At 54.2% G+C, this 22,874-nt stretch carries 23 protein-coding genes; 10 read left to right on the plus strand and 13 right to left on the minus strand.

Annotation, left to right across the window (positions count from 1 at the left end):
* Window positions 1-5: 5 nt before the first annotated feature.
* Complete coding sequence (locus tag N6G83_RS22940) at window positions 6-1,577, minus strand: PTS transporter subunit EIIC (RefSeq protein WP_211134471.1); 1,572 nt, start codon at window positions 1,575-1,577, stop codon at window positions 6-8.
* 584 nt (window positions 1,578-2,161) lie between these two features.
* On the opposite strand from N6G83_RS22940, the gene ompC reads away from it, so the two are divergent.
* Together ompC and N6G83_RS22950 are read left to right on the plus strand one after the other, a co-directional pair.
* On the plus strand, window positions 2,162-3,256 hold the full coding sequence (gene ompC / locus N6G83_RS22945) for a porin OmpC (protein WP_074028030.1): 1,095 nt from the start codon (window positions 2,162-2,164) through the stop codon (window positions 3,254-3,256).
* A gap of 204 nt (window positions 3,257-3,460) precedes the next feature.
* Entirely contained in the window at window positions 3,461-4,297 is an 837-nt protein-coding gene (locus N6G83_RS22950) for a GNAT family N-acetyltransferase (RefSeq protein WP_024527486.1), read from the plus strand.
* 45 nt (window positions 4,298-4,342) lie between these two features.
* Here the strand turns inward: N6G83_RS22950 and N6G83_RS22955 are convergent, their stop codons facing one another.
* From N6G83_RS22955 to N6G83_RS22965, 3 genes are all read right to left on the minus strand, one after another.
* Window positions 4,343-4,654 carry an AzlD domain-containing protein gene (locus tag N6G83_RS22955; RefSeq protein ID WP_021805142.1) on the minus strand — a complete coding sequence of 104 codons (312 nt, stop codon included), beginning with the start codon at window positions 4,652-4,654 and terminating at the stop codon, window positions 4,343-4,345.
* The gene (locus tag N6G83_RS22960; RefSeq protein ID WP_074028029.1) at window positions 4,651-5,358 is read right to left on the minus strand and encodes an AzlC family ABC transporter permease; all 708 of its coding nucleotides are present in this window, start codon (window positions 5,356-5,358) and stop codon (window positions 4,651-4,653) included. Before N6G83_RS22960 ends, N6G83_RS22955 begins: the two co-directional genes overlap by 4 nt.
* Before the next feature lie 70 nt (window positions 5,359-5,428).
* Window positions 5,429-6,274, minus strand: a complete 846-nt coding sequence (locus tag N6G83_RS22965; protein ID WP_074028028.1) for an AraC family transcriptional regulator — start codon at window positions 6,272-6,274, stop codon at window positions 5,429-5,431.
* A gap of 506 nt (window positions 6,275-6,780) precedes the next feature.
* On the opposite strand from N6G83_RS22965, the gene N6G83_RS22970 reads away from it, so the two are divergent.
* A complete protein-coding gene (locus N6G83_RS22970) occupies window positions 6,781-7,149 on the plus strand; it encodes a hypothetical protein (RefSeq protein WP_024527483.1) in 369 nt (122 codons plus the stop codon).
* A 314-nt stretch (window positions 7,150-7,463) separates the two neighbouring features.
* Window positions 7,464-7,682, plus strand: a complete 219-nt coding sequence (locus N6G83_RS22975) for a hypothetical protein (RefSeq protein WP_211136948.1) — start codon at window positions 7,464-7,466, stop codon at window positions 7,680-7,682.
* A 28-nt stretch (window positions 7,683-7,710) separates the two neighbouring features.
* On the opposite strand, the gene N6G83_RS22980 is transcribed toward N6G83_RS22975, so the two are convergent.
* Window positions 7,711-9,156 (minus strand): MFS transporter, encoded by a 1,446-nt coding sequence (locus tag N6G83_RS22980; protein ID WP_260524030.1) that lies wholly within the window; start codon window positions 9,154-9,156, stop codon window positions 7,711-7,713.
* A 103-nt stretch (window positions 9,157-9,259) separates the two neighbouring features.
* On the opposite strand from N6G83_RS22980, the gene N6G83_RS22985 reads away from it, so the two are divergent.
* Both N6G83_RS22985 and yedA read left to right on the plus strand, forming a co-directional pair.
* Complete coding sequence (locus tag N6G83_RS22985; RefSeq protein WP_024527479.1) at window positions 9,260-9,913, plus strand: helix-turn-helix transcriptional regulator; 654 nt, start codon at window positions 9,260-9,262, stop codon at window positions 9,911-9,913.
* A gap of 140 nt (window positions 9,914-10,053) precedes the next feature.
* Window positions 10,054-10,968 (plus strand): drug/metabolite exporter YedA, encoded by a 915-nt coding sequence (gene yedA, locus N6G83_RS22990; RefSeq protein WP_024527478.1) that lies wholly within the window; start codon window positions 10,054-10,056, stop codon window positions 10,966-10,968.
* 99 nt (window positions 10,969-11,067) lie between these two features.
* On the opposite strand, the gene N6G83_RS22995 is transcribed toward yedA, so the two are convergent.
* Window positions 11,068-11,991: an Rpn family recombination-promoting nuclease/putative transposase gene (locus N6G83_RS22995; RefSeq protein ID WP_409529720.1), complete on the minus strand. Its 924-nt coding sequence runs from the start codon at window positions 11,989-11,991 to the stop codon at window positions 11,068-11,070.
* Window positions 11,992-12,223: 232 nt separating this feature from the next.
* Between N6G83_RS22995 and N6G83_RS23000 the strand changes: the two genes are divergently transcribed.
* Window positions 12,224-12,400: a hypothetical protein gene (locus N6G83_RS23000; protein ID WP_173409588.1), complete on the plus strand. Its 177-nt coding sequence runs from the start codon at window positions 12,224-12,226 to the stop codon at window positions 12,398-12,400.
* Window positions 12,401-12,406: 6 nt separating this feature from the next.
* Here N6G83_RS23000 and N6G83_RS23005 read toward each other — a convergent pair whose 3' ends face one another.
* The 7 genes from N6G83_RS23005 to N6G83_RS23035 form a co-directional block, all read right to left on the minus strand.
* Window positions 12,407-13,189 carry a phosphate/phosphite/phosphonate ABC transporter substrate-binding protein gene (locus tag N6G83_RS23005; protein WP_248006593.1) on the minus strand — a complete coding sequence of 261 codons (783 nt, stop codon included), beginning with the start codon at window positions 13,187-13,189 and terminating at the stop codon, window positions 12,407-12,409.
* 5 nt (window positions 13,190-13,194) lie between these two features.
* Window positions 13,195-13,965, minus strand: coding sequence for an ABC transporter permease (locus N6G83_RS23010; protein WP_065686823.1), 771 nt, complete (start codon window positions 13,963-13,965; stop codon window positions 13,195-13,197).
* Window positions 13,962-14,897, minus strand: coding sequence for an ABC transporter ATP-binding protein (locus N6G83_RS23015; RefSeq protein ID WP_074028024.1), 936 nt, complete (start codon window positions 14,895-14,897; stop codon window positions 13,962-13,964). Before N6G83_RS23015 ends, N6G83_RS23010 begins: the two co-directional genes overlap by 4 nt.
* Window positions 14,894-16,048: an ABC transporter permease gene (locus N6G83_RS23020; RefSeq protein WP_211134610.1), complete on the minus strand. Its 1,155-nt coding sequence runs from the start codon at window positions 16,046-16,048 to the stop codon at window positions 14,894-14,896. The genes N6G83_RS23015 and N6G83_RS23020 overlap by 4 nt, the downstream gene beginning before the upstream one ends.
* Window positions 16,049-16,491: 443 nt before the next feature.
* Window positions 16,492-17,421, minus strand: a complete 930-nt coding sequence (locus N6G83_RS23025) for an ABC transporter substrate-binding protein (protein ID WP_074028022.1) — start codon at window positions 17,419-17,421, stop codon at window positions 16,492-16,494.
* 29 nt (window positions 17,422-17,450) lie between these two features.
* A complete protein-coding gene (locus tag N6G83_RS23030; RefSeq protein WP_199062027.1) occupies window positions 17,451-18,482 on the minus strand; it encodes a fatty acid desaturase in 1,032 nt (343 codons plus the stop codon).
* A gap of 174 nt (window positions 18,483-18,656) precedes the next feature.
* Window positions 18,657-19,550, minus strand: a complete 894-nt coding sequence (locus N6G83_RS23035) for a LysR substrate-binding domain-containing protein (RefSeq protein WP_024527471.1) — start codon at window positions 19,548-19,550, stop codon at window positions 18,657-18,659.
* Between the two features lie 139 nt (window positions 19,551-19,689).
* Here N6G83_RS23035 and N6G83_RS23040 point away from each other — a divergent pair, with 139 nt between their 5' ends.
* The 3 genes from N6G83_RS23040 (at window position 19,690) to N6G83_RS23050 (ending at window position 22,838) form a co-directional block, all read left to right on the plus strand.
* Window positions 19,690-20,334: a hydrolase gene (locus tag N6G83_RS23040; RefSeq protein WP_074028019.1), complete on the plus strand. Its 645-nt coding sequence runs from the start codon at window positions 19,690-19,692 to the stop codon at window positions 20,332-20,334.
* 75 nt (window positions 20,335-20,409) lie between these two features.
* Window positions 20,410-20,955: an antibiotic biosynthesis monooxygenase gene (locus N6G83_RS23045; protein ID WP_024527469.1), complete on the plus strand. Its 546-nt coding sequence runs from the start codon at window positions 20,410-20,412 to the stop codon at window positions 20,953-20,955.
* Between the two features lie 11 nt (window positions 20,956-20,966).
* On the plus strand, window positions 20,967-22,838 hold the full coding sequence (locus N6G83_RS23050) for an amidohydrolase (RefSeq protein WP_211134608.1): 1,872 nt from the start codon (window positions 20,967-20,969) through the stop codon (window positions 22,836-22,838).
* Window positions 22,839-22,874: the final 36 nt, after the last annotated feature.

A 22,874-nucleotide genomic window follows, 5' to 3' on the forward strand; every position in this document is an offset into this window, starting at 1 on the left:
CCCAATTAATTATCAGCCAGCCAGGTATCTACTTTTGATCGTACCTGCCCAACCTTGACACCATAAATAACCTGTATTTCATTTCGATTTCGTACCACCGCATTGGCTCCGGTGGATTTCAAGACATTATCATCAACCAGAGTGATGTCATGAATAACCACCCGAAGCCGGGTAAAACAGTTATCTACTGAAACAATATTATCCTTGCCACCCAACCCGTTAATAATATCGCCAGTTTGCTGTTCAGACGACGGTTTGTTTTTCTGTATTTTTTCCTGATAGTCTTTTTTGCTGTATAGCTTTACGTCATCATCATCTTCACGCCCTGGGGTTTTAAGATTCAATTTCACCACGATGGTACGGAAAACTACGTAATAAACAAAGAACTGACCAATGCCAATCAAGATATATATTGGCCAACGGGTTAACGATGCCGGTAAAGGCAGGTTATAAATAACGAATTCGATTAAACCAGAAGCCCCCCAGGGGCGTACGCTAAACATATCGCACAGTGCCTGTGAGGCGGCCGTCAACGTTGCATGGACCACCCATAATAATGGGGAGATAAACAGAAAGGTGAACTCAATGGGTTCAGTGATCCCGGTGAGAATAGAGGTGATAATCGCTGGCAACAGGATGGCTTTCGCCATTAATTTTTTCTCCGGCTTGGCGGTATGATAAAAGGCCAGCGCCGCACCGGACAAACCGAAGATCGTTGTCATACCTTGCTGCGAGAAGCGCAACCCCTCGTTCATCATCGGGGTTAGATCAGGGTGACGCATGTAAGCTAAAAAGATGGCTTGGGTACCGGATACCGTTTGCCCATCGACGGTTATCGTGCCGCCAATTTGCGTGAGCTGGAATGGCGACCAGACGAAATGGTGCAGACCGGTAGGGATCAGGAATTTTTCAAAGAATCCGTAAACAAATACCCCGGCAACCCCGGCATTTTTCATAAAACCGGTCAGGGTAGTAATGCCATGCGTCATAAATGGCCAGATCCAGGTAAAAGCGATGGCATAGACGATAACGACCGGAGTCATAACGATCAACGTCAGTTTTGCACCACCGTACATCGATAATGCACCGGGTAATTCGATTTGCGTAACCTTGTTATGAACCCATGCAATGGTACAACCCAAAATAATACCGAGGAATACCCCCATATCGACCACAACAAAGCCCAGCAGCTGCGTTTGCCCGGTGCCGTAATACTCACCATTGATTTTTTCTGCTACGCCGTGGGTGAACTCCAGCCAAGAGTGGTTAGCACCGAGAAACATGATAAAACACATGACGGAAACCAATGCGACTTCGGTTTTTTTATCTTTTGCCAAGCCATAGCTTATACCGACACAGAATAGTAACCCTAAATTACCAAATAGTGGCCAGAAGGTATCCCCCAGTAACACACCAAGGTGATGAAGAAAGCTGGTATCAGAAAAAATATTGGGATTGGTAAGCACTGAGCTTAATGCCAGAATTAAACCTATTACTGGCAAAAATAATACAGCGCCAATCATGGCTCTAGAGAACTTTTGCATATTCTCTAGAGTACGTTGCCGTAGTCCAGACATAGTCGTTCCTTTAGTGATAGGGTGTTTTATAATTATATCGAACTGACTTCCAGTACATTCGTTATAACAAGTGCGTCTGACAATTGGAACCTGTTGCAGCAAATAGGTACAGATAGCCACAAAATGAACACCTGTTTCATCGGGGCCGGGAGTCCGACGGGGTATATCAGGGAGAGGTGCGTGCCGTTAGAGAACCCATGCCAGTGGCCTGTACTACAGATGAAGACCATGCGACATGCCGCATACCCGGCTATGGTAGCGAGGAGACAGAAAACAGAAAAACGCCTATCTTGCGTTAATTTTCGTCATTCGATACAGATTTGAATGTTCTGTCATAAATACATCACACAACTGCGGTAAAAAATCTGCGCTGCGCTAACTCTGGCAGCAAAGTAAAACAGTGATACAACTGATGATAAGCGTCTTTCAATCGAATCGTATACCCGTCATCTTTCAAACTGCCGCGTTGTTACCGGCACTATCTCACCCCGGTTACTTACTATAAGTAAGCTCCTGGAGATGAAGATAGTTTGGCGCCTAGCCGCAGCTTGAAATCTATAGGGTATATTTAATAAGGGAACACCATGAAACCTAATCTTCTTGCCGTTATTGCGGCACTTTTCATTGCCCAGACCGCACAGGCAGCAGAGATCTACAATAAAGACGGCAACAAGCTTGATTTCTATGGTCGGGTAAAAGCACTGCACTATTTCTCTGACGATACTAGCAATGATGGCGATAAAACCTACGTGCGTATCGGCTTTAAAGGGGCTACCCAGATTAACGATATGCTGACCGGCTACGGCCAGTGGGAATATCAGATCGCCGCCAACCACAGCGAAGCGGATGGCACTAAAGACACCAAAACGCGTCTGGGTTTTGCTGGCCTGAAAGTGAAAAACTTTGGTTCATTCGACTATGGCCGTAACTACGGCGTTATCTACGACGTTGGCGCCTGGACGGATATGCTGCCGGAATTCGGCGATGATACCTATATCAAAACCGACAACTTTATGACCGGGCGTGCCAACGGCGTGGCTACCTACCGTAACAACGACTTCTTTGGCCTGGTCGACGGCCTGAAGTTTGCGTTGCAGTACCAGGGCAAGAACGAAAACGATGGCCGTGCTGGCAGCAAAGCTAACGGCGACGGCTTCGGTCTGTCTTCCAGCTACGAAATCATCGATGGCGTCAGCGTTACGGCCGCCTATGCCTCTTCTAACCGGACTACCGGCCAAAAACAGAGCAGCTATGGCAAGGGCGATAAAGCCGACGTGTGGGCAACCGGCCTGAAATACGACGCCAACAGCGTGTATCTGGCAGCCACCTATGCCGAAACCCATAACCTGACACCAATTTCCGGCACCGCGACCATTAATAATGCCTCTACCTCCGTAAGCGGGTTTGCCAATAAAACTCAGAACGTGGAAGTGGTTGCGCAATATCAGTTCGACTTTGGCCTACGCCCGTCACTGGCTTATGTCCAGTCTAAGGCTAAAGACATTGAAAATATTGGTGACACCGACCTGGTGAAATATATTGACGTGGGCACCTACTATTACTTCAACAAAAACATGTCCACCTATGTGGATTATAAAATCAACCAGCTCGACGACAACAACAAACTGGGTCTGAAAACCGACAACGTGGTTGCCGTAGCCCTGACCTACCAATTCTGATTTACGCTGTGACACATAACCACTACTGCAATTTATAGCTACGGCTATTTCTGAAGTGACTTCACCGGGCGAATTCGCCCGGTTTTTTCATCACGATCCTTGCGCTCGAACAACTCAAAAAACCCGGTAAAAACAGCTTAATACTTGCCTGATTGACCGATCGCAGCTAAATATAAAGGCCCCATCGCTGCCTTTGGAACCGTCATGCTTATCGATAGCCAGTTCGAGTTTCACACCGCCTTGCCCTACAGCAGCATGCAGTTGGCGCAAATACTCAGCCACTGCTTTGAGAACTATATTGTTCCCTTTGTGATCGACGGTGAAACCTTTAGCAGCCGCTTTGCCGCCGAAGACCTCAGCCTGAATCACAGCATTATCGTCACTCACCAGCAGCACCCGGTGGCGCTGGCCCTGATCGCACGCCGGGGCCAACATAGCCGTGTAGCGGCCTTATCTATCCGCCCGGAAATGCGTGGCAGAGGGCTAGGCAGGACGTTAATGCAGCGCATTATTGCGGATGCCCATACGCGAGGCGATCGCCAGCTTTCGCTGGAGGTGATCGCCGGTAATCAAGCAGCCCTGGCGCTGTATCAACAGGCGGGCTTAGCCATCACCCGCACGCTATTGGGATTTCACGCCCCGTTGGCAACCCCGGAACCCTCGGCAGCCTTGCAACAGATCGACCCGTTGGCACTTGCCCAGCGGATGACCGCCGACGGCCAATATGGCTTGCCGTGGTTGATCGCTCCAGAATCGCTGTACAAGCTGCCCGGCACCCCGTGCGCCTTCACTCTGGACCAGCAGGCTTTTGCTTTGGTGATACCGGGCGCACAGCAGTGTCATCTGCGCATGATTTATGTGCCGCCAGCGCTTCGCGGCCAAGGCCAGGCGCGCCGTCTGTTGCAAGCGCTGCAAGCACAGTTTGCCCCACTGGCGCTGTCGGCCAACGTGTTTGTTCCAGACGATGTCGCGCCCTTCTTCCAGCACCTTGGTTGGCGTGAAGATCCATTGCGTCAGTTTGAAATGACAATGGCGATGTGACGCTCTCCCCCTGAATAATTCAGGGGGAATATTGTGGGTCGCGGGTTACAGCAGTGTGCGTAGCAGAATAAACATCAGCATACTCAACACCACGACCGCCAGCGTATTGCGCAGGAAAACGGCCAGAACAATAGCGAACACGGCTCCCCATAGATAAGGGTTTTCGGGCAGTGCGCGCCACTCATCCCCGTTAAAGGCGATGATTGGTCCGCAGATGGCGGTCAGTACTGCAGGTACCGAGAAGCTCAACAAGGTCCTCATCCGTTGCGATAAGCGCACCGGCAGGCCCGGTGCCAGGAAACAGTAGCGGTTGAAGAAGACGATCACGCCCATCAACACAATGGTCAGCCAGATCATTCTTTCCCCCTGCTGCACAGCAGTCCAACCAGCATCGCCACCACGGTGGTAATAATCAAAGCGCCCGGCACCTGATAATGGTGCAAACCAATCGACAGCACCAATGATGTCAACACGCATGCCAGCACCGGCAGGTTGCGTACCAACGGCACAATGATGGCGATAAAAGTCGCGGCGATCGAGAAATCAAGCCCGTAGCTATCCAGATCAATGCTGCTGGCCGCCACTACGCCGAGCAAGGTGGCAAAGAACCAGCTCAAATAAAACGCCAGCCCTGCTCCCAGTGCATACCAACGGTTAAAGCGCGCCGGACCATGATCCCCCGTCAGGGCAAACAGCTCATCGGTCAGCAAAAACGCCAGCGCGACACGCCACCTCAGCGGTAGCGGAGCAATACATTCCCGCAGGCGCAGGCCGTAGAGGAAGTGCTGGGCGGTGACAAAAAAGGTGGAGATCAGGATCGCCAGCATACCCGCACCGGTCTTGATCATCCCCATCGCCACCAGTTGGGAGGCCCCGGCAAAAACAATCGCCGACATCCCCAGCCCCTCTGCCGCCGTCAGGCCACTCTGGATCGCCATTGACCCTGCCAGGATCCCCCAGGGCAATACCGCCAGGCACAGCGGCAGGATCGCCACCGCACCTTGCAGGGCCGGGCGAAGGCGCAACGTTGGCGGCTCCGTGAGTGTTGATTGGTAAGTCATTATTTTCTCCTTCGAACGAAGGAGTAGAATAGCGCAGGAAAGAGGGCGAGTATTGTATCCGCTTGCGTATTTATCTCAACGATTTGACGTAGTCACCGGGCGTCACGCCGATGGACTTGCGGAAATGACGGTGGAAATGGCTCTGATCGTGAAAACCGCAGGCCAGTGCTGTCTCCAACACGCCATTGCCCGCCTTTAACAGCTGGCGCCCTTTACGTAAACGCGCCTGGATCTGATAGGCATGGGGCGGCAAACCGGTCGTCTGTTGAAACTGACGCAGCAAATAATAAGGACTTAACCCGGCTTTCTCTGCCAATTCCAGCAGGGAGATATTGGCCTCGGGGAAATCATCCAGGAAGGCTTTGATCCGCGCTATCTGGCTTTGTGCCTTACTTTGCGTGGCAGGCTCTATGCGGCTTTTGCCGTGGCGCAGCATTAACCAGGTCAGCGCCGAAAACACCAATGTCTCTTTCACCAGGCGATTTTCGTTACTGCGCATCATGCCGAAGGCTAACCGCAATTGCCCGGCTAGCCCGGCATCCTGTACCACTGGATTTGGGAAGTAGGGCGTGGCCCCGGCGACGGTTTTCAGGTCGCGCGATAAGAACGCCAACAGCTCCGGTTTGGGGTACATGGCCTGATAGGACCAACCGTCTTCGCTGGCAGAGCTGCCGGTATGGATATCATCGGCGTTGACCAGGATCACACTGCCCAACGGCGCGACATGCTCGCCGCCAGTGCGGTAAAAACGCTGGGCACCCTCGTCAATCACGCCAACGCAGAACCCCTCGTGACTGTGGCGGGAGAAGGTCTGGCGGCGATAGGTGGCCTGCAACACTTCCAGCCCGCCGAGATCGTCGACGTGCATGAAATTAGCCTGTTCCTGACGCCCTTTCCTGCTCACGCTCTCTGCCATACCTACCTTCCACGCGGATCGAAACTCATTCTAGCACTCGGTGTGATCGGGCGTTTGTACAAAATTGCCCATATCCCCTCAGCTAAATAGCTTTACGTAATAGTGTGACAGGTAGGAAGCATGTAGAACACCGACACGCCGTGGAACCGTTCATAAAGACTCGTATTGCGCACCATGCGCTCAACGGTCCTCTAACCTGCCCGCTCCCCACCTGTTGCACACTTGAATGAGTATTAAACGGCTAAATGATAAAATTAAAATATTTATTTTAGGCCATTCAGTTAAATTTACGATTAACATTAACAACCTTATCGGTAGCCTAATAGCCTCTGAGATTACCCACGGGAATTAAAAACATATTACATTTTAAATTTACGACAATCATTACAAATAAAAAATACCACGCTTATTTTAAAAAAAACCATTGATATACGATTACGAATGAGTTAATAATGAATTGCATTTAAAGCAACACACTTAAAAAAACCTCATAAAAGGAGTTTCCTATGGAACTTATTGACTTATCGTTATTAGGTTATGTGTCTGGTGGCCGTGGTAATAATGGGGGCGATCGCACAGATAACGGCGGCAGAAACAACAAAGGCAAAGGGAATAATAGTTCCGGGAATAACTCTGGCGGTTTCTATGACAAGTATGGCAATGCCGACTGTATCAATGGCATGTTGGCCAACACGGGGAAAGGCGTTATTGGCGGGCCTGCGGGTATGGCTGCTGGCCTGGCTTATGGCGCTGCGACCGGCGGCTGTTTCAAAGATAGTGGACGAGGAGGTGGGAATGTCGGCACGGGCCCTGGCGGAAATAAAAGCTCAGGCAGTTGCAGTGGTAAAAATGGCAGCGGCGGTTGTAGCTGGTAAGAAAAAAGCATGAATAAACTCTATTGGATCGTCTCTGTCGTCATCGGGCTGATTTTATCCTCAATTTTTTTGTCCGGCGCCGGAATTGAAGCTAATCATTTCTACTCGGCCCCAGAGAGAATATCCAAATTTGTCGTCTCAATGGTTTTTTCAATTTACTTTATCATGGTACTCCATAAAGTTATTTGTGCCATCTTTAAAAAAACCAAATCCTAAAACCCTCCATCCATCGGCAACCGTATGGATGGAGATTAAACCCAATAACGGCGATGCATACTGTACCACTTAAGCCAGAAGCCGTTGCCAAGGAAAACATGAAAAAACCCTATTGGACGCTTTCCGTCATCATCGGCTTGGTTTTGTCTTCATTTTTTACGGCCGGTGCCGGGATCGGCGCTAACTCTCTCTACTCTGCACCCGCGGGAATATCCAAGCTTATCGTCTCGGTATTTTTTTCAATTGCCGTGATCATCGTTATACATAAGTTTCTTTGCGCCATCTTGAAAAAACCGCCATCCATGGATGGCGGCTGATTTATTTAGTTCGCTCACCGCTTCGTTATCAGGAAGTCGATGTGCTCGGAGAATGGCCAGACTCCTCGGCTGGCTGGCTAATGGCCGCACTGCGCCAGGCACTGTAGATCGCCAATAGCGGGGCCAAGGCGAACAGCAGGAACAGCCAATGGGCAGCGGAGGCCGCGCCCTCGATGCCACCCGGCGTGGTAAATCCGGCCAGGTTGGTGACCATCCCCGCCAACGCTGCGCCAAACGCCGTAGCGAACAGTTGCACCGTGGTAATGGAAGCCCCGGCGATATCTTTATCGGCCTGAGGAGCCACCTGCAAAATGCGCGTCAGCAAGTGCGGCCAACCAAAACCGATCCCGAAACCGACCAGCGTCAAAGCCAGCACGATCGGCGCCAGTGCCTGCCAGTGGCCATTTGAGGGAATAGGCATCAGCACCGCCAACCCCAGCAAACCAAGCAGCACCAAAATCGGCCCGCTGATGATCGCCAAACGGATCCCTACCCCACGCCAACCGGAGCTGAGGATTTCCGACAGGGTCCAACCGGCCGCCATAGTGGCCGCAATATAGCCGGAAATCAGCGGTGACTGACCATGCAGAGTTTGCAGGAAGTAAGGCACAAAGATCTCGCTGGTCATGCCGATCACCAACAGGGTTACCGTAGCGTACAGCGAAGCCAGCGCCGAACCACGACGCAGTGCCTGATGTGGCAGCAGGCGGGCGCGTGAATGTCCCTCGCGCCGGATTAACCCAATCAACAACAGCAACGCCAGCACGATGCCGCCCACGTTTAGCCAACCGCTATCTGCCAGGCTGCCAGCCGACACCACCAATACTGCTCCAGCCAGCAGCAGCAACTGTATCAGCGGTAACGGTGTTGGCCGCTGCTGTGGTTTACCTTTGGGCAGGATACGGAACGTAAAGGCGGCGTACAGCACCATGATCGGCAACAGAATACCGAACGCCCAGCGCCAGGCGTTCAACTCGGCAAAAATCCCGCCGACGGCAGGCCCCACCAACGTAGCAATCCCCCACATTGCTGAGATCAACGCCATGGCGCGTGGCCAAAGTTTCTGTTCAAACACCAGGTTAATCATCGCGTACGACAGTGCAAAGATCAGGCCACCACCAAACCCCTGTACCGTACGACCAATCAGCATCACCGGCATGGAAGGGGCCAGCGCACACAGCATCGCGCCCACGATGAAGAACAGCGACGCCACCAGATAGGCGCTACGTGCCCCGTAGCCACTCAGCAAACGAGCCGACAACGCCGAGCCTAATATCGAGGCCACCACAAACAGGGTGGTGTTCCAGGCATAGAGATCCAACCCACCGATGTCCTGCACCACCGAAGGCAAAATGGTGGTCGCTACCAGAATATTGATCGCATGCAAAGCAACGCCGAGCGACAGTGCGATGGCACTGGCGGCATTTTTGCCGGAAAAGAGATCGCTCCAACGGCTGTTATCATCGGTTATCACGGTTATCGTCCTGTTTTCAGAGGAATGGCATTGAGTTGATCTTGCTATTAGGCTAAATTTAACAAGCAATATCTTGGAATAATTAAGGGCGAGGCGCTGTAATATGTCAAGAATTAACTTGGAAAATGGCGAATGCACCGCACATTCGGTCAGTGACCGCTTGCTGAAGCTGTTGAAAACCCACGGTCCGCAGCAAGCCTCAGAAGCAGGAAAAGTACTCGGCACCACCGGTGAAGCGGCTCGTCAGCAATTCGTCAAGCTGGCAAAAGAAGGTCTGGTAGAAGCCAAAGCTGAAACACGCGGCGTTGGCCGCCCGGTACAGCTCTGGCAGTTGACCGCCGCAGGTAACGCCCATTTCCCCGACGCCCATGCCGAATTAACTGCCCAACTGTTGCGCACGGTACGTGACAAACTGGGGGAGCAGGCGATGGACCTGCTGATCGACAGCCGAGAGCAGGAGACCCGAATTAATTACCAAAAGGCGATGATCGGTGCAACCGATCTGCGTGAACGCGTCGCTCGTCTGGCGGCCATCCGTTGCCGTGAAGGGTATATGGCCGAGTGGAGCGAAGGGAAAGACGGCAAGTTTCTGCTGGTGGAAAATCACTGTCCCATTTGCAGCGCAGCGACGGTTTGCCAAGGATTTTGCCGCGCCGAGCTGAACGTATTTACCGAGGTGCTGCAAGCCAAGGTTGAGCGCAGCGAACATATTCTTACCGGTGCCCGCCGCTGCGCCTACGAGATCTCCCAATCATAATCTCTTGATTTAGGCCAGGTACTGGCGGCCTCCCCCAGTACCACGACACCACTCAACGGGCAAAAAAGCATTGCTTATCGGCCATGCCTTAAGGTTTACTGAGTGTCCTAACGATTTTTCACCCTACCGAATAATAACCCATGCTGAGCCAACAAAATCGTCATCTCCTGCCGTTAATCGGGGCGCTGTTTACGTTATATATTGTCTGGGGATCGACCTACTTCGCCATCCGAGTGGGGGTGGCAAGCTGGCCTCCCTTGATGATGGCGGGCATTCGTTTTCTGATTGCCGGTATCATCCTGTTCGTTTTCCTGTTGCTGCGGGGCCATGCCCTGCCCACCTTGAAACAGTGGGTCGCCGCTGGCACCATTGGCATTCTGTTGCTGGCCGTGGGTAACGGTCTGGTCACGGTAGCCGAGCATCAGGATGTGCCTTCCGGCATTGCCGCGGTGATGGTCGCTACGGTTCCGCTGTTCACCCTATGCTTCAGCATGTTTTGGGGGATCCGCAATACCAAACTGGAATGGACAGGCATCGCCCTTGGCCTGGTGGGCATTGTGTTGCTTAATACCGGCAATAACCTGGTAGGTAACCCGACCGGCGCGCTATTGATCCTGTTGGCCTCCGCCAGTTGGGCCTTTGGTTCGGTACTCGGCTCACGTATTTCGCTCCCTGCCGGGCCGATGGCCGGTGCCGCAGAAATGCTGGTGGCCGGCGTGGTGCTGACCATCGCCAGCCAACTGAGCGGTGAGCATTTGGATAAAATGCCCACCTTCAGCGGCTTTATGGCGCTCGGTTATCTGATTGTTTTTGGTTCAATGCTGGCGATCAGCGCCTATATGTTCCTGCTGAAAAACGTACGCCCGGCGGTAGCGACCAGCTATGCCTACGTCAATCCGGTGGTGGCAGTGCTGCTCGGTGTCGGTTTTGCTGGTGAATCCCTGGGCCCGCGCGAGTGGCTGGCGTTGGTGATTATCGTCTCGGCGGTGGTGCTGGTGACGCTAGGTAAATATCTGTTTGCCCGCCCGGCCAAGGTGCAACCGGCCGTGAAGTAAGGCATTTGTACCACACAAGGAAAGGGAAGCAGGCATTCTTCCCTTAGCCTGTCTGCTGGGGAATAAAAAACTGGTGTCACTATGTCACCAGCCCGGCCGTCAATGTGAGTGGTGAATTTGTGCCAAATCGTTTTCCGAAAGACCGGTCAACTTCATCACCATGGCACGTTCAAAGCCTTCAGCCAGCATAGAACTCGCTATTTCCAACACGGTTTCCCGCCCTTTTTCCATGCCTTGCTTTATCCCTTTCTCGAAACCTTTTTGCTCAAGATATTCTGCAATAGTCATCAATTCCTCCTCATGCCGCGGCGCGCGTCTGGCCAACTCACGGAGCAACGTCTCCGGTTCGGTTGCCTTCCCCACCAACAGCATATAGTTCACCAATGATATGAGTTGCTCTTTGGTAGTGTATCCGGCCAACAACAATGTGACCAGTTGTTCTAACAGCTCAACCAGGTCACGCTGGCGTACATGCTTTTGCAACAACTCAAGAATGGCCATGCGGCGGTGCTGCATGATTTCATCGTCCGGAATGACGGTAACGTCAACCAACGGAAAATGCCCCGCATAGAGCTGCCTGGCTAGTTCAGGCTCACTGAATTCCTCTAACCAACTCATTGAGTAGGGATAAGGCGCCACCTGGCCGTGATAAAAGAGCACAGGAATAACCAGAGGAAGCTGGTCGTGTCCTGCCTCAAGGTGGCGTTGCATTGCCGCAATGGCATAGCGTATTAAACGAAATGCCATATGTTTGTCGGGCGAGCTTTGATGTTCGATCAAAACGTACACATAACCATCCCCTCTCTCGGTTCGCAACGAGTAAAGTACGTCAGAGTAATGGGCACGCAGGTCGCTCTCGATAAAACTACCGGGTTCCAGCTTTAGCGTGTTCAGATCGCAATACTGCAGTAAGGCAGGCGGCACATGTAATTCCAGGAAATCACGGGCCGTGTCTGGATGGGTGAGGAACTGCTTAAATACCGCATCATGCGGGGTGGAGGTGGCTTTTTTCATGTCGATCATCCTTGGACTTAACATAAAAAAACCTACCATAGGCTGTCATCGGCGCACATTATCAACAAATGGGTTCTGAATCCGCCTCGCAAAACCTTTGAACATCAGTTGCGAACCCGATCCCGCCCAAGAAGACGAGAGGATCGGTGCAGCCCACATACCCCCAATTAAACGAGTGTTGTTTCACCCGGTGAAGGGGCTATAATTCCCGCTGTTCTGGACAACCTGCGAAATCATCATTATGCGGAAAAAAGCGTTCCTCATCGTCATCGCCTTATGCGCCTTCGGCTCTCTGAGCGGCGTCTTTCTGGCCGGGCTGAATATGTACACCCGTTCCACCACGCCACAAGAAGAGACCACAACCACCAACGATGCCGCAGCCGATAGCGCCCCAACGGCCACTATCCAAGCGAAATAACCTGCTTTATAACGCCGTAACGCCAGCGTTAGCCGCCAGCCTTTCAAGCTCGGCCACCCGCTGATAAGCGGCACGCGGCACCAGACTAAAATCGCCGATCAGCAGGCTTTCACTGGCCGTATGGTTGACCATGGCACTGGCCGCAGTGCGCAGGATTGCCAATTGTGAGTCTGGGGTTCCGGCCGCCGTGATCAACGGCAAGCCCGGTACCGCTGCGGTACGGCCAATAATCTTCAGCCCAGCAACGGCTTGTGGCCGTGCCCGTTTCAATAGGGCAAAACTGATACAGTCAATGGCCGCAATATCCGCCTGCCCCTCCAGGATCATCTCCAGTGATTGATAGTGGCTGCCAGAGGCGATCGCCTGGCGGAAAAAACGTCCTTCTCGCGCCAACGGGGCAATCAAGGCTCGCAGGCTGTTATACCCCGACTGTGAATCCCGGCTGTTATACGCCACCACGCGATCGCGAAAATCTTCCAGACGCTCAGCCGATTCATCCTCACGCACTACCAACCAACTGCTGTAGTTCGCTCCGCTGCAACCTTCCACGCGGTAATGGTAAGTGCCCACCAACTGTACCTGTGGTAGCACCGTCACCAATGGATAACCGCAGGTCTGGCTAAGTAGCAGATCCGGCCGCTGCCAGTGTTGCGGCAAATCCTGCGGCCAACTCAGCGTCTGGGGAACCTCCGCCATACCCAGTTGCCGCAGCTTATCGCGTAGCGCCTGCCAGAACGGTTCCACCTGTTGGTGGCTAACGCCGTACATCGCTAAAGAGACTATCGCCATGGAAGTTACCCCGCAGAAGATGAGACAGTCAGCCGTTGCTGACGCCAGGCGGTGAGGTAGCATACCCAGCGTTCGAACAGCATGTCGGTAATGATCGCCAACAACGCCACTACCACCGCTCCCTGGATCACATACGCAGTATTGAAGCCACTCAGGCCAATAATGATCGGCGTTCCCAGCGTTTTGGTGCCCACCGTCGAGGCTATCGCCGCCGTGCCGATATTGATAATCACCGAAGTACGGATCCCCGCGACGATCACCGGGGCCGCCAGCGGCAACTCAACGCGCCACAAAACTTGCCAGCGGTTCATCCCAACCCCTTGAGCTACTTCACGTGTCCCCGCCGGAACCGACTCTATCCCGGTCAAGGTGCCTTGCAGGATCGGTAATAACCCATACAGCACCAGCGCAATAATCGCTGGCTGCTCACTAAAGCCCATTACCGGTACCGCCACCGCCAATACCGCGACCGGTGGAAAAGTCTGCCCAACGGCAACCACGGTCTCCACCAATGAGCGAAACTCCCGCCCGGCACCGCGCGTCACCGCAATGCCAGCGGTTACGCCTATCATTACCGCAATCAGGCTCGATACGGCTACTAGCGATAAATGCGCAACAACCAGCGAGAAGAAGCTGTCCTGCTGATACACCGGCCTATCCAACTGTGGGAACCAAGCAGCAAACAGGCCGTGCAGATGGTTCATGCCGAAGACCAACGCCACTAGCAGAGTAAATGTCCACGGCAGCGGATCGCGCCACCAGCGCGTGATATTCATGATAGCGCCTTGTGTGTAATCAAATCGCTGAAATGCAAAACGCCAAGCGCTTGCCCCTGTTCGTCAACCACCGGCAAACGTTCGCTGCCTCGGGCAACAAACACCGACAGCGCCTCACGCAGACTCATCATGGCCTGAATGGGTTCCCCTTCCGCCTCGCCTGGCCGCACCCTTTCGGCTACCGTGCCCAACGCCAACAGTTTGATCCCCCGATCGCTGCGGCCAAAGAAGTCACGCACAAAATCATTCACCGGGTTGGTCAACAGCTCCAACGGAGTACCTTGCTGCACCACTCGCCCCTGATCGAGCAGCACGATCCGATCGGCCAGCCCCAGCGCCTCATCGATATCGTGTGTCACCAGAACGATGGTGCGGCCAGAAAGTTGATGAATGCGGGCAATCTCAGCCTGCAACGAGGCCCGGGTCACCGGATCGAGCGCACCAAAGGGTTCGTCCATCAGCAACACCTCAGGATCGGCGGCCAGCGCCCGTGCCACCCCAACCCGCTGTTGCTGTCCACCGGAAAGCTGATGCGGATAGCGGCGGCGGAACTGTTCCGGCTCCAGTTGCAGCAGCTCCATCAACTCAGTCACCCGATCGCGGATCCGTGCCCGTGGCCACTTCAGCAACTGCGGCACCGTGGCGATATTCTCTTCTACCGTCCAATGGGGAAACAGGCCGATCGACTGGATGGCGTAGCCCATTCGGCGGCGCAAATCCTGCGGCTTGAACTTATGGATCTCCTCACCGGCAAACCTGATCTTGCCTTTATCATGCTCGATCAGGCGGTTGATCATCTTCAACGTGGTGGACTTACCAGAACCGGAAGTGCCGATCAGCACGGTAAACTCCCCTTCCGCCATGCTCAACGAGAGATCGTCCACTGCCGGTTTCCCCTGAAAAATCTTGCTTACCCGGTCAAAGTTAATCATCTGGCAGTCACTTCCAACATTGAAATTATGAATTTAAACAGCGAATCGACGATCACTGCCATGGCGATCACCGGGATCACTCCGAGCAACACCAGATCCAGCGCACTGCTGAGTAATCCTTGAAACACGATTGCGCCAAAACCCCCAGCACCGATCAGCGCGGCCACCACCGCCATTCCCACGGTTTGCACCGCCAGGATCCGCACGCCGGTCAGGAACAGTGGCAATGCCAGTGGCAGCTGTACACCAAGGAATATCTGCCCGCGCGTCATTCCCATGCCGCTGGCGGACTCAATCACGCTGGCAGGCACGCTTTGCAAACCGGCGACCACGCTGCGCACCAATGGCAACAGAGCATAGAGCACCAATGCCACAATCGCCGGGGCCATGCCGATACCGCTGATGCCCAAGTTCGCCAGCCAAGGTAGCGCCGCCGCCAGCCCGGCCAACGGGGCAATCAACAGACCAAACAGCGCAATGGAAGGGATGGTCTGGATGATATTCAGCGTAGAGAAGATCGGGGCCTGCCAGCGGGTTGAACGAAAACACAGCACGCCCAACGGCACGCCAATCAGCAGAGCCGGTATCATGGTAGCCAGCAAGAGGGTCAAGTGCTGTAGTAACGCAGCGTCAAATACCTCTTGCCGGTTGTGGTACTCCTTCAGCAGGGAAAGCTGGTCCAGCTGATGGGTAAACAACAGCAGCACGGCAGGTAGCAGCACCAAGACGTTACCCAGAATGCGCCACAGGTGCGAGGGAGTGATCCGCGTCATGGCATCTGCGGCGATCAGGCCGCTCAATGCTGCCATTAGCGCACAGCCGCTGCTCCAGGAAGTGCGTGCCAACGGCGAGCCCTGCAATGCCAGTTGCTGAGCGGTATAGCCGCTCAACCAAAAGGTCATCGCCAATAGAACAGCGGCAACGCAAGCGGTCAGCCGCGCCCGATTGCGCGTGGGGGTCAACAGGCTGAGCACGGCTAACGCCAGTAATGGCAGCAGCAACCACAGCGCCGGGCCATGCAACAGTGAAATCAGAGAGATACTCTTGCCAGACAGCAGGCGATTAGGAGCATAACTGAGGAACGGCAGGCCAAAGGCCGCAAGCAGCAGCAAAATAAACAAGGTCAGTAATACGCGGTTTTTCAAGACAATAATCAAAATCACTCCCAGGGTCTAATCAGCCAGTTAAGCGCAGAATGCATAGCTACGCGTAAGCTGACGTCCCCTCACCCTAACCCTCTCCCACAGGGAGAGGGGACCGAACGTGCCACAAATGGGCTCCTGCACCTAACCCCCAATGCCGCATCCGTTCCATCTCCTGCGGGGAGGGGATTAAAGGTTCTAAAGATTGAATCCTGCCCTTAATGGCTGCTCCGTATCAGCTCCCTCTCTCTGTGGAAGAGGGGACTGAACGTGCCACAAGTGGGCTCCTGCACCTAACCTCAATGCCGCATCCGTTCCATCTCCTGCGGGGAGGGGATTAAACGTTCTAAAGATTGAATCCTGCCCTTAATGGCTGCTCCGTACCAGCTCCCTCTCCCTGTGGGAGAGGGTTGGGGTGAGGGGCAATATCAGATTCAGTCGTCGAATCAAGGTTACTTAATCAACCCTTTCTGTTTCAGATAATTGATCGCAACCTGTTTGGCATCCTGGCCTTCTACGGCAATCTGCGCATTCAGCTGCTGCAAGGTTGGGCCGTCGAGCGTAGCGAATACCGGCTTGAGCAGTTCGGCGATATTGGCGTGCTGCTGCAGCGTTGCTTCACGAATAATCGGAGCCGGGGCATAGATCGGCTGTACGCCCTGTGGGTCTTCCAACGTTTGCAGCCCCAGCGCAGCTACCGGGCCATCGGTTCCATACGCCATCGCCGCATTCACCCCAGAGGTTTGTTCCGCCGCTGCCTTGATGGTCACCGCCGTATCCCCGCCAGCCAGTGACAGCAACTGATCCTGATTAAGCTTGAAGCCATAAGCATTCTGGAAGGCCGGTAGCGCGTCCGGGCGTTCGATAAACTCCGCCGATGCCGCCAGTTTGAACTTACCGCCGTCGTTGATCCACTTGGCCAGGTCTGCCAGGGTTTTCAGATGGTTGGCCTGCGCCACGTCCTGGCGAACGGCGATCGTCCAGGTGTTGTTTGCCGGGGCGGCATCCAGCCAGACGATTTTGTTCTGGTCATAGTCGAGCTTTTTCACCTTCTCGAACCCGGCCTGAGCGTTTTTCCACGCCGGATCTTTTTCATCGGAGAAGAAGAAGGCACCGTTACCGGTGTATTCCGGGTAGATATCAATCTCGCCGGAGGTGATCGCACCACGCAGTACCTTGGTGGTGCCTAGCTGCAGTTTGTTGGTGGTTTTGATGCCGTTGGCTTCCAGCACCTGCACAATGATGTTGCCAAGCAACGAACCTTCGGTATCAATTTTAGAACCCACGCGTACCGTATCGGCCGCCTGTGCAACACCGCTGGCTCCCGCCAGAACGGTCAAAGCCAATGCCAAAAAACGTGCGCGTAATGGGGTAATAGCCATGCTTTATCCTCTTTGATGATGCCTTCCGGCTATTTCGCCAGATCGATTGGAAAATCCTGCGCGGTATGGGTCCAGCGTATCACATGCTGTTTCCCGACACTCTCCTGTTCAAACGGGTGTACTTCAACAGCAATTGGCGTTACGGCATGGTCGACAAACCAGTTGCCATAGCCCTGCACCACAAATCCCTGGCTGCGTTGCCGGTAGGCTTGTTGCTCTGCCAGATAGACTTTTCGCAGGCCATACCAAGGCAAACCGGGTAAATCATGATGCACTAAATGATAGTTCAAATTGAGAAACAGCAGCCGCCACGGCCAAGAGGCCTCATTAATAATAGAACGTGCCTGCGGAGCGTCCACCGCACGATGCTCATAAAACGAGCGGATTTTGGTCAACCCCAGCGCCGGGTAGCTCACCGCCAGCAGATAAAAGGCGGCAGAAATGCCCTGTGTTTGCAGCCAGGCGAGCAGAGCCATCAACAGAATGCCGTGTACCAGCCACATCACCAAGGTACGCAATTCCCCTGCCAATATGGCTTTCAGGGCATTCGCCAGCGTGGCGGCAATATCCCATGCAGGGCCAAGCGTGACTCGCCCAATCAGGGTGTTGCGCACCTTGGCCAACAGAGGCAGCAAAACAGGAAACCGTTGCCACTGCGCCCGGCTGAAATAGTAACTTTCCGGATCTTCGGCAGGTTGGGTCAGATGATCGTCACGGTGATGCTGAATATGGCTGTCGCGGTACAGCCCGTAGGGATACCACACCGCCAGGGGAAGCAGGCCGAACAGTTGGTTGAGCCGTGGCCAGCGGGTAGGATGGCCGTGGATCAGCTCATGCTGCAACGAGAGATACCAGGTAGTCGCCAGCGTCAGCAGCGGTGCGCCCAGCCAGGGGCCAAGCTGCTGCCAGTAATGCACCACACCGAACCAACTGCCGTAAACCAGCAGCATAATGCCCCAGGTCGGCAGCTCCAGCCGCCAGACCCATTGCCGGTTAAGCTGTTGGATCCAGGCACGTTGTTCGTCGTGCAGATAGTGGCTATGGGGTTTGGCTGAGGGCATTTTCCGGCTCGCTGAGGCTATTTTTCTCAGTATCAGCGAAGCGGATCGGCGCTCAAAATAACAAAAGTGGTAAAGCAAAGTTAAAAACCAGCATCATGACGTTTCGTTCATGGATGCCGCCCCTGGAAGGCAAGAACAGACCACGTGTTAGCCTGCCCTGCTAACCTTACAGAGTCATTCCCCCATCACGGCATAAGCTTGCAAGCGCTCACGCCACCAGAGGCTGGCCAAGCCGGTAGCACTTTCTCGCCAACCGAAGTAGGCAGTGTCGCTATCACGCTCTGCTTCCACGCTTTTCGCTACCAACTGGCCGGTTTTCAGATAAGGTTCTGCCAGATAATGAGGCAGATAGCCGCAGCCCAACCCGGCCAGCTGCGCCTGCAATTTGGCCTCAAAACTGAATACCGTCAGTTGATCCTGCTCATCCAGCACGTGCAGACTTTGCGGTGAACTCACCCGCGATGAGTCATGAACCACCACTGCGCGATGCTGGCGGATGGTGCTTTTCTGCAACGGTTCCGGCTGATCTGCCAACGGATGGTGCGGGGCGACGGCAAACACATACTCCAACTGCCCTAGCGGGCTAAAAGCATAGCCAGCGCGCGAAGGGGGCTCACAAATCGCACCGATAATAATATCGGCACAGCCGTGTATCAGCGCCTCCCAGGAGCCAGCCAGCACTTCATGGCTGAAACGCAGCCGGGTGTGGTGGTGATTACGGTAAAACTCATCAATCAGCGGTAACAGCCGGGCAAAAGGGAACGATGCATCCACTGCCAAAGTGAGATCGCTCTCCCAGCCACTTTCTACATAGCGCGCCTGCTGCTCCAGATCTTGCGCTGCACGCAGCAATATCCGTCCCTTTTCCAGCATCAGCTTGCCGGTAGCGGTAAATTTTGCCCGGTGGCCGGAGCGATCGAGCAGCGTGATCGCCAGATCGCTCTCCAGTTTCTGCACCATGTAGCTCAGGGCAGAAGGCGTTTTAAACAGCGCGGCGGCCGCTGCGGCAAATGATCCATGACGATCCAGTGCGTCCAGGATCAATAGCGCTTCCAGGTTTAGTCTCACCCCTTTCTCCCATTGATAAAAAAACTTAACAAGAAGGTAAAAATTCTACGCTATCTTTGAAAACGGCACCTACCTACCATTCATTCCATTGATACAGCGCATACGTCTTATTCACGGTAATACAATTGGAAGGTACATTATGTCGAAGTTTCAACTGCTTGATCCAAAAAATTCCGCACTCATCTTTATCGATCATCAACCGCAAATGGCTTTTGGCGTGGCCAATATCGATCGCCAACAGCTGAAAAACAACGTGGTAGCGCTGGCCAAAGCCGGAAAAATTTTTAATGTTCCCACTATTTTTACCTCGGTCGAAAGTGAAAGTTTCAGCGGCTATATCTGGCCGGAACTGCTGGCAGTGCATCCAGAACTCACCCCGATTGAACGTACCTCGATGAATTCCTGGGAAGATGCGGCATTCGTTAAAGCCGTGGAGGCCACCGGCCGTAAAAAACTGGTGATCTCCGCCCTGTGGACCGAGGTCTGCCTGACCTTTCCGGCATTGATGGCACTGGAAGCCGGGTATGAGGTTTACGTGGTCACAGACACCTCTGGCGGCACCTCGGTGGATGCCCATGAGCGCGCTATCGATCGCATGGTGCAGGCTGGAGCCATTCCGGTGACCTGGCAACAGGTGCTGCTCGAGTACCAACGCGATTGGGCACGCAAAGAAACCTACGATGCGGTGATGGATCTGGTACGTGAACACAGCGGTGCCTACGGGATGGGCGTTGACTATGCTTACACTCTGGTGCATCACGCCCCGGCTCGCAGCGGCAAGTAAAACCGCGCAGGGCTCACCTTGACTGACCGCATTACCCTCCCGGCCGCGCGCCGGGATTTTTCAGGAGCTGGATCCATGTCCCATCAGCAACACGTTACGCTGGTGATCACTCACCATCTGGCTCCCGGCCAGGAACCAGCCTATGAAGCCTGGTTAAAACGCATCATGCCCGATGCCGCCCAGTTTGACGGCCATCTAGGCGTTAACGTCATTCGCCCCTCCGGTGATCAGCTGGCTTATACGGTGCTGGTACGCTTCGATAATCTCGACAATTTATACCGCTGGATCCACTCGCCACAGCGACTGAAATATATCGAAGAAGTCACACCACTGCTGCAGGGGAGCGATCATATTGAGATCCGCCCCGGAGCCGAGTTTTGGTTCACACCTGCCAGCGCCAACGTGCGGCCACCGGCCAAGTGGAAACAGTTTTTAATCACCCTGCTGGTGATTTTCCCTTCGACCAATCTGGTGCCTTGGTTTTGGGGCAAGCTGCTGCCGGAACTGAGCGGCACACTGGCTGGGCATTTACTCAATGATGCCAGCGTTGTCGCCCTGGTGGTATTCCTGTGGATGCCGTTGGTTACCCGTCTGTTTCATCAATGGCTCACCCGCCATTAAAGGAAAACGTTATGAGTCACACCGCTTCATTGATCATCAGCAACGGTAAATTCCATACCGTCGATCGCGAAAATCCCACTGCTCAGGCCGTGGCGATCAAGGACGGTAAGTTTATGGCCGTCGGTAGTGAGAGCGACGTCATGCAACACGCCGGGCCGGAAACCCAGATCATCGACCTGCACGGCCATACGGCGGTGCCCGGCCTGAATGATTCACACCTGCACCTGATCCGGGGTGGTTTGAATTACAACCTGGAACTACGCTGGGAAGGCGTGCCTTCGCTGGCCGACGCCTTACGTATGCTCAAGGAACAGGCACTGCGTACTCCCAGCCCACAGTGGGTCAGAGTGGTCGGTGGTTGGACCGAGTTCCAGTTCGCCGAGCGCCGTATGCCTACGTTGGATGAAATCAACGCCGCCGCCCCAGACACGCCGGTATTTATTTTGCATCTGTACGATCGCGCCCTGCTTAACCGCGCTGCGCTGAAAGTGGTGGGCTACACCAAGGACACACCAAACCCGCCAGGGGGCGAAATCCAACGCGACGGCAACGGCAACCCAACCGGAATGTTGATCGCCAAGCCCAATGCCATGATCCTCTACGCCACCTTAGCCAAAGGGCCAAAGCTGCCGCTGGAACAGCAGGTGAACTCCACCCGCCAGTTTATGCGCGAACTCAACCGCCTGGGCCTGACCAGCGCGATTGACGCAGGCGGCGGTTTCCAGAACTATCCCGAGGACTATCAGGTCATCGCGGAACTGCACGAAAAACAACAGCTGACCCTGCGTATCGCCTACAACCTGTTTACCCAACGGCCAAAGCAGGAGTTGGAAGACTTCCAGCTGTGGACGGATATGCTCAAACCCGGCCAGGGAACGGACTTTTACCGCCATAACGGCGCGGGTGAAATGTTGGTGTTCTCGGCAGCCGACTTCGAGGACTTCCTGCAACCTCGCCCAGATTTGCCTGAAGGTACCGAGGATGAGCTGGAACGCGTGGTACGCCATCTGGTGGAACACCGCTGGCCGTTCCGTCTGCATGCCACTTACGATGAATCTATCAGCCGGATGCTGAACGTGTTTGAGAAGGTCAACCGCGAAATCCCCTTTGCTGGTCTGCACTGGATTTTTGACCATGCGGAAACCATTTCTGAGCGTAATATCGAGCGAGTGAAAGCCCTCGGTGGCGGCATTGCCGTACAGCACCGCATGGCGTTTCAAGGGGAATACTTTGCCGAACGCTATGGCATCGAAGCTACCAGGCAGACTCCACCGGTCGCCAAAATGTTGGCGGCAGAACTGCCGGTTGGACTAGGCACCGACGCCACCCGCGTCGCCAGTTACAACCCTTGGACAGCGCTGTACTGGCTGGTTTCTGGCCGTACGGTCGGCGGTATGGCAATGTATGACGATCAGGCTCGTTTGGATCGTGAAACGGCATTAATGCTTTGGACACAGGGCAGTGCCTGGTTCTCTACCGAACAAGGGAAAAAGGGCCAGATCAAGGTGGGACAGCTGGCGGATATGGCCGTGCTGTCACAGGATTATTTCAGCATTCCGGAGGAGCAGATCAAGGGAATTGAGTCGGTCATGACCGTGGTGGATGGCAAAGTTGTCTATGCTGCGGGCAGTTTCTCGCCGTTCTCTCCGCCGCCGTTACCGGTACTGCCTGAATGGTCACCGGTGGTCAATGTACCGGGGCATTATCGCTCAGCACCGCCCGCAACCACCAGCAAGGTAGGTGCATTAAGCCAGGCACACCAGTGTTGCGGTCCTTGTGGCGTTCATGCTCATCAGCATGATATTGCCCGCCGTTCCAGCATTCCCATCGCTAACGAGAATGCCTTCTGGGGCGCATTCGGCTGTTCTTGCTTTGCGTTTTAAGCGTCCAAGGGCCTTGCATGCTGCCAAATGGGCGCA

It is taken from the genome of Serratia sp. PL7, assembly GCF_945957435.1.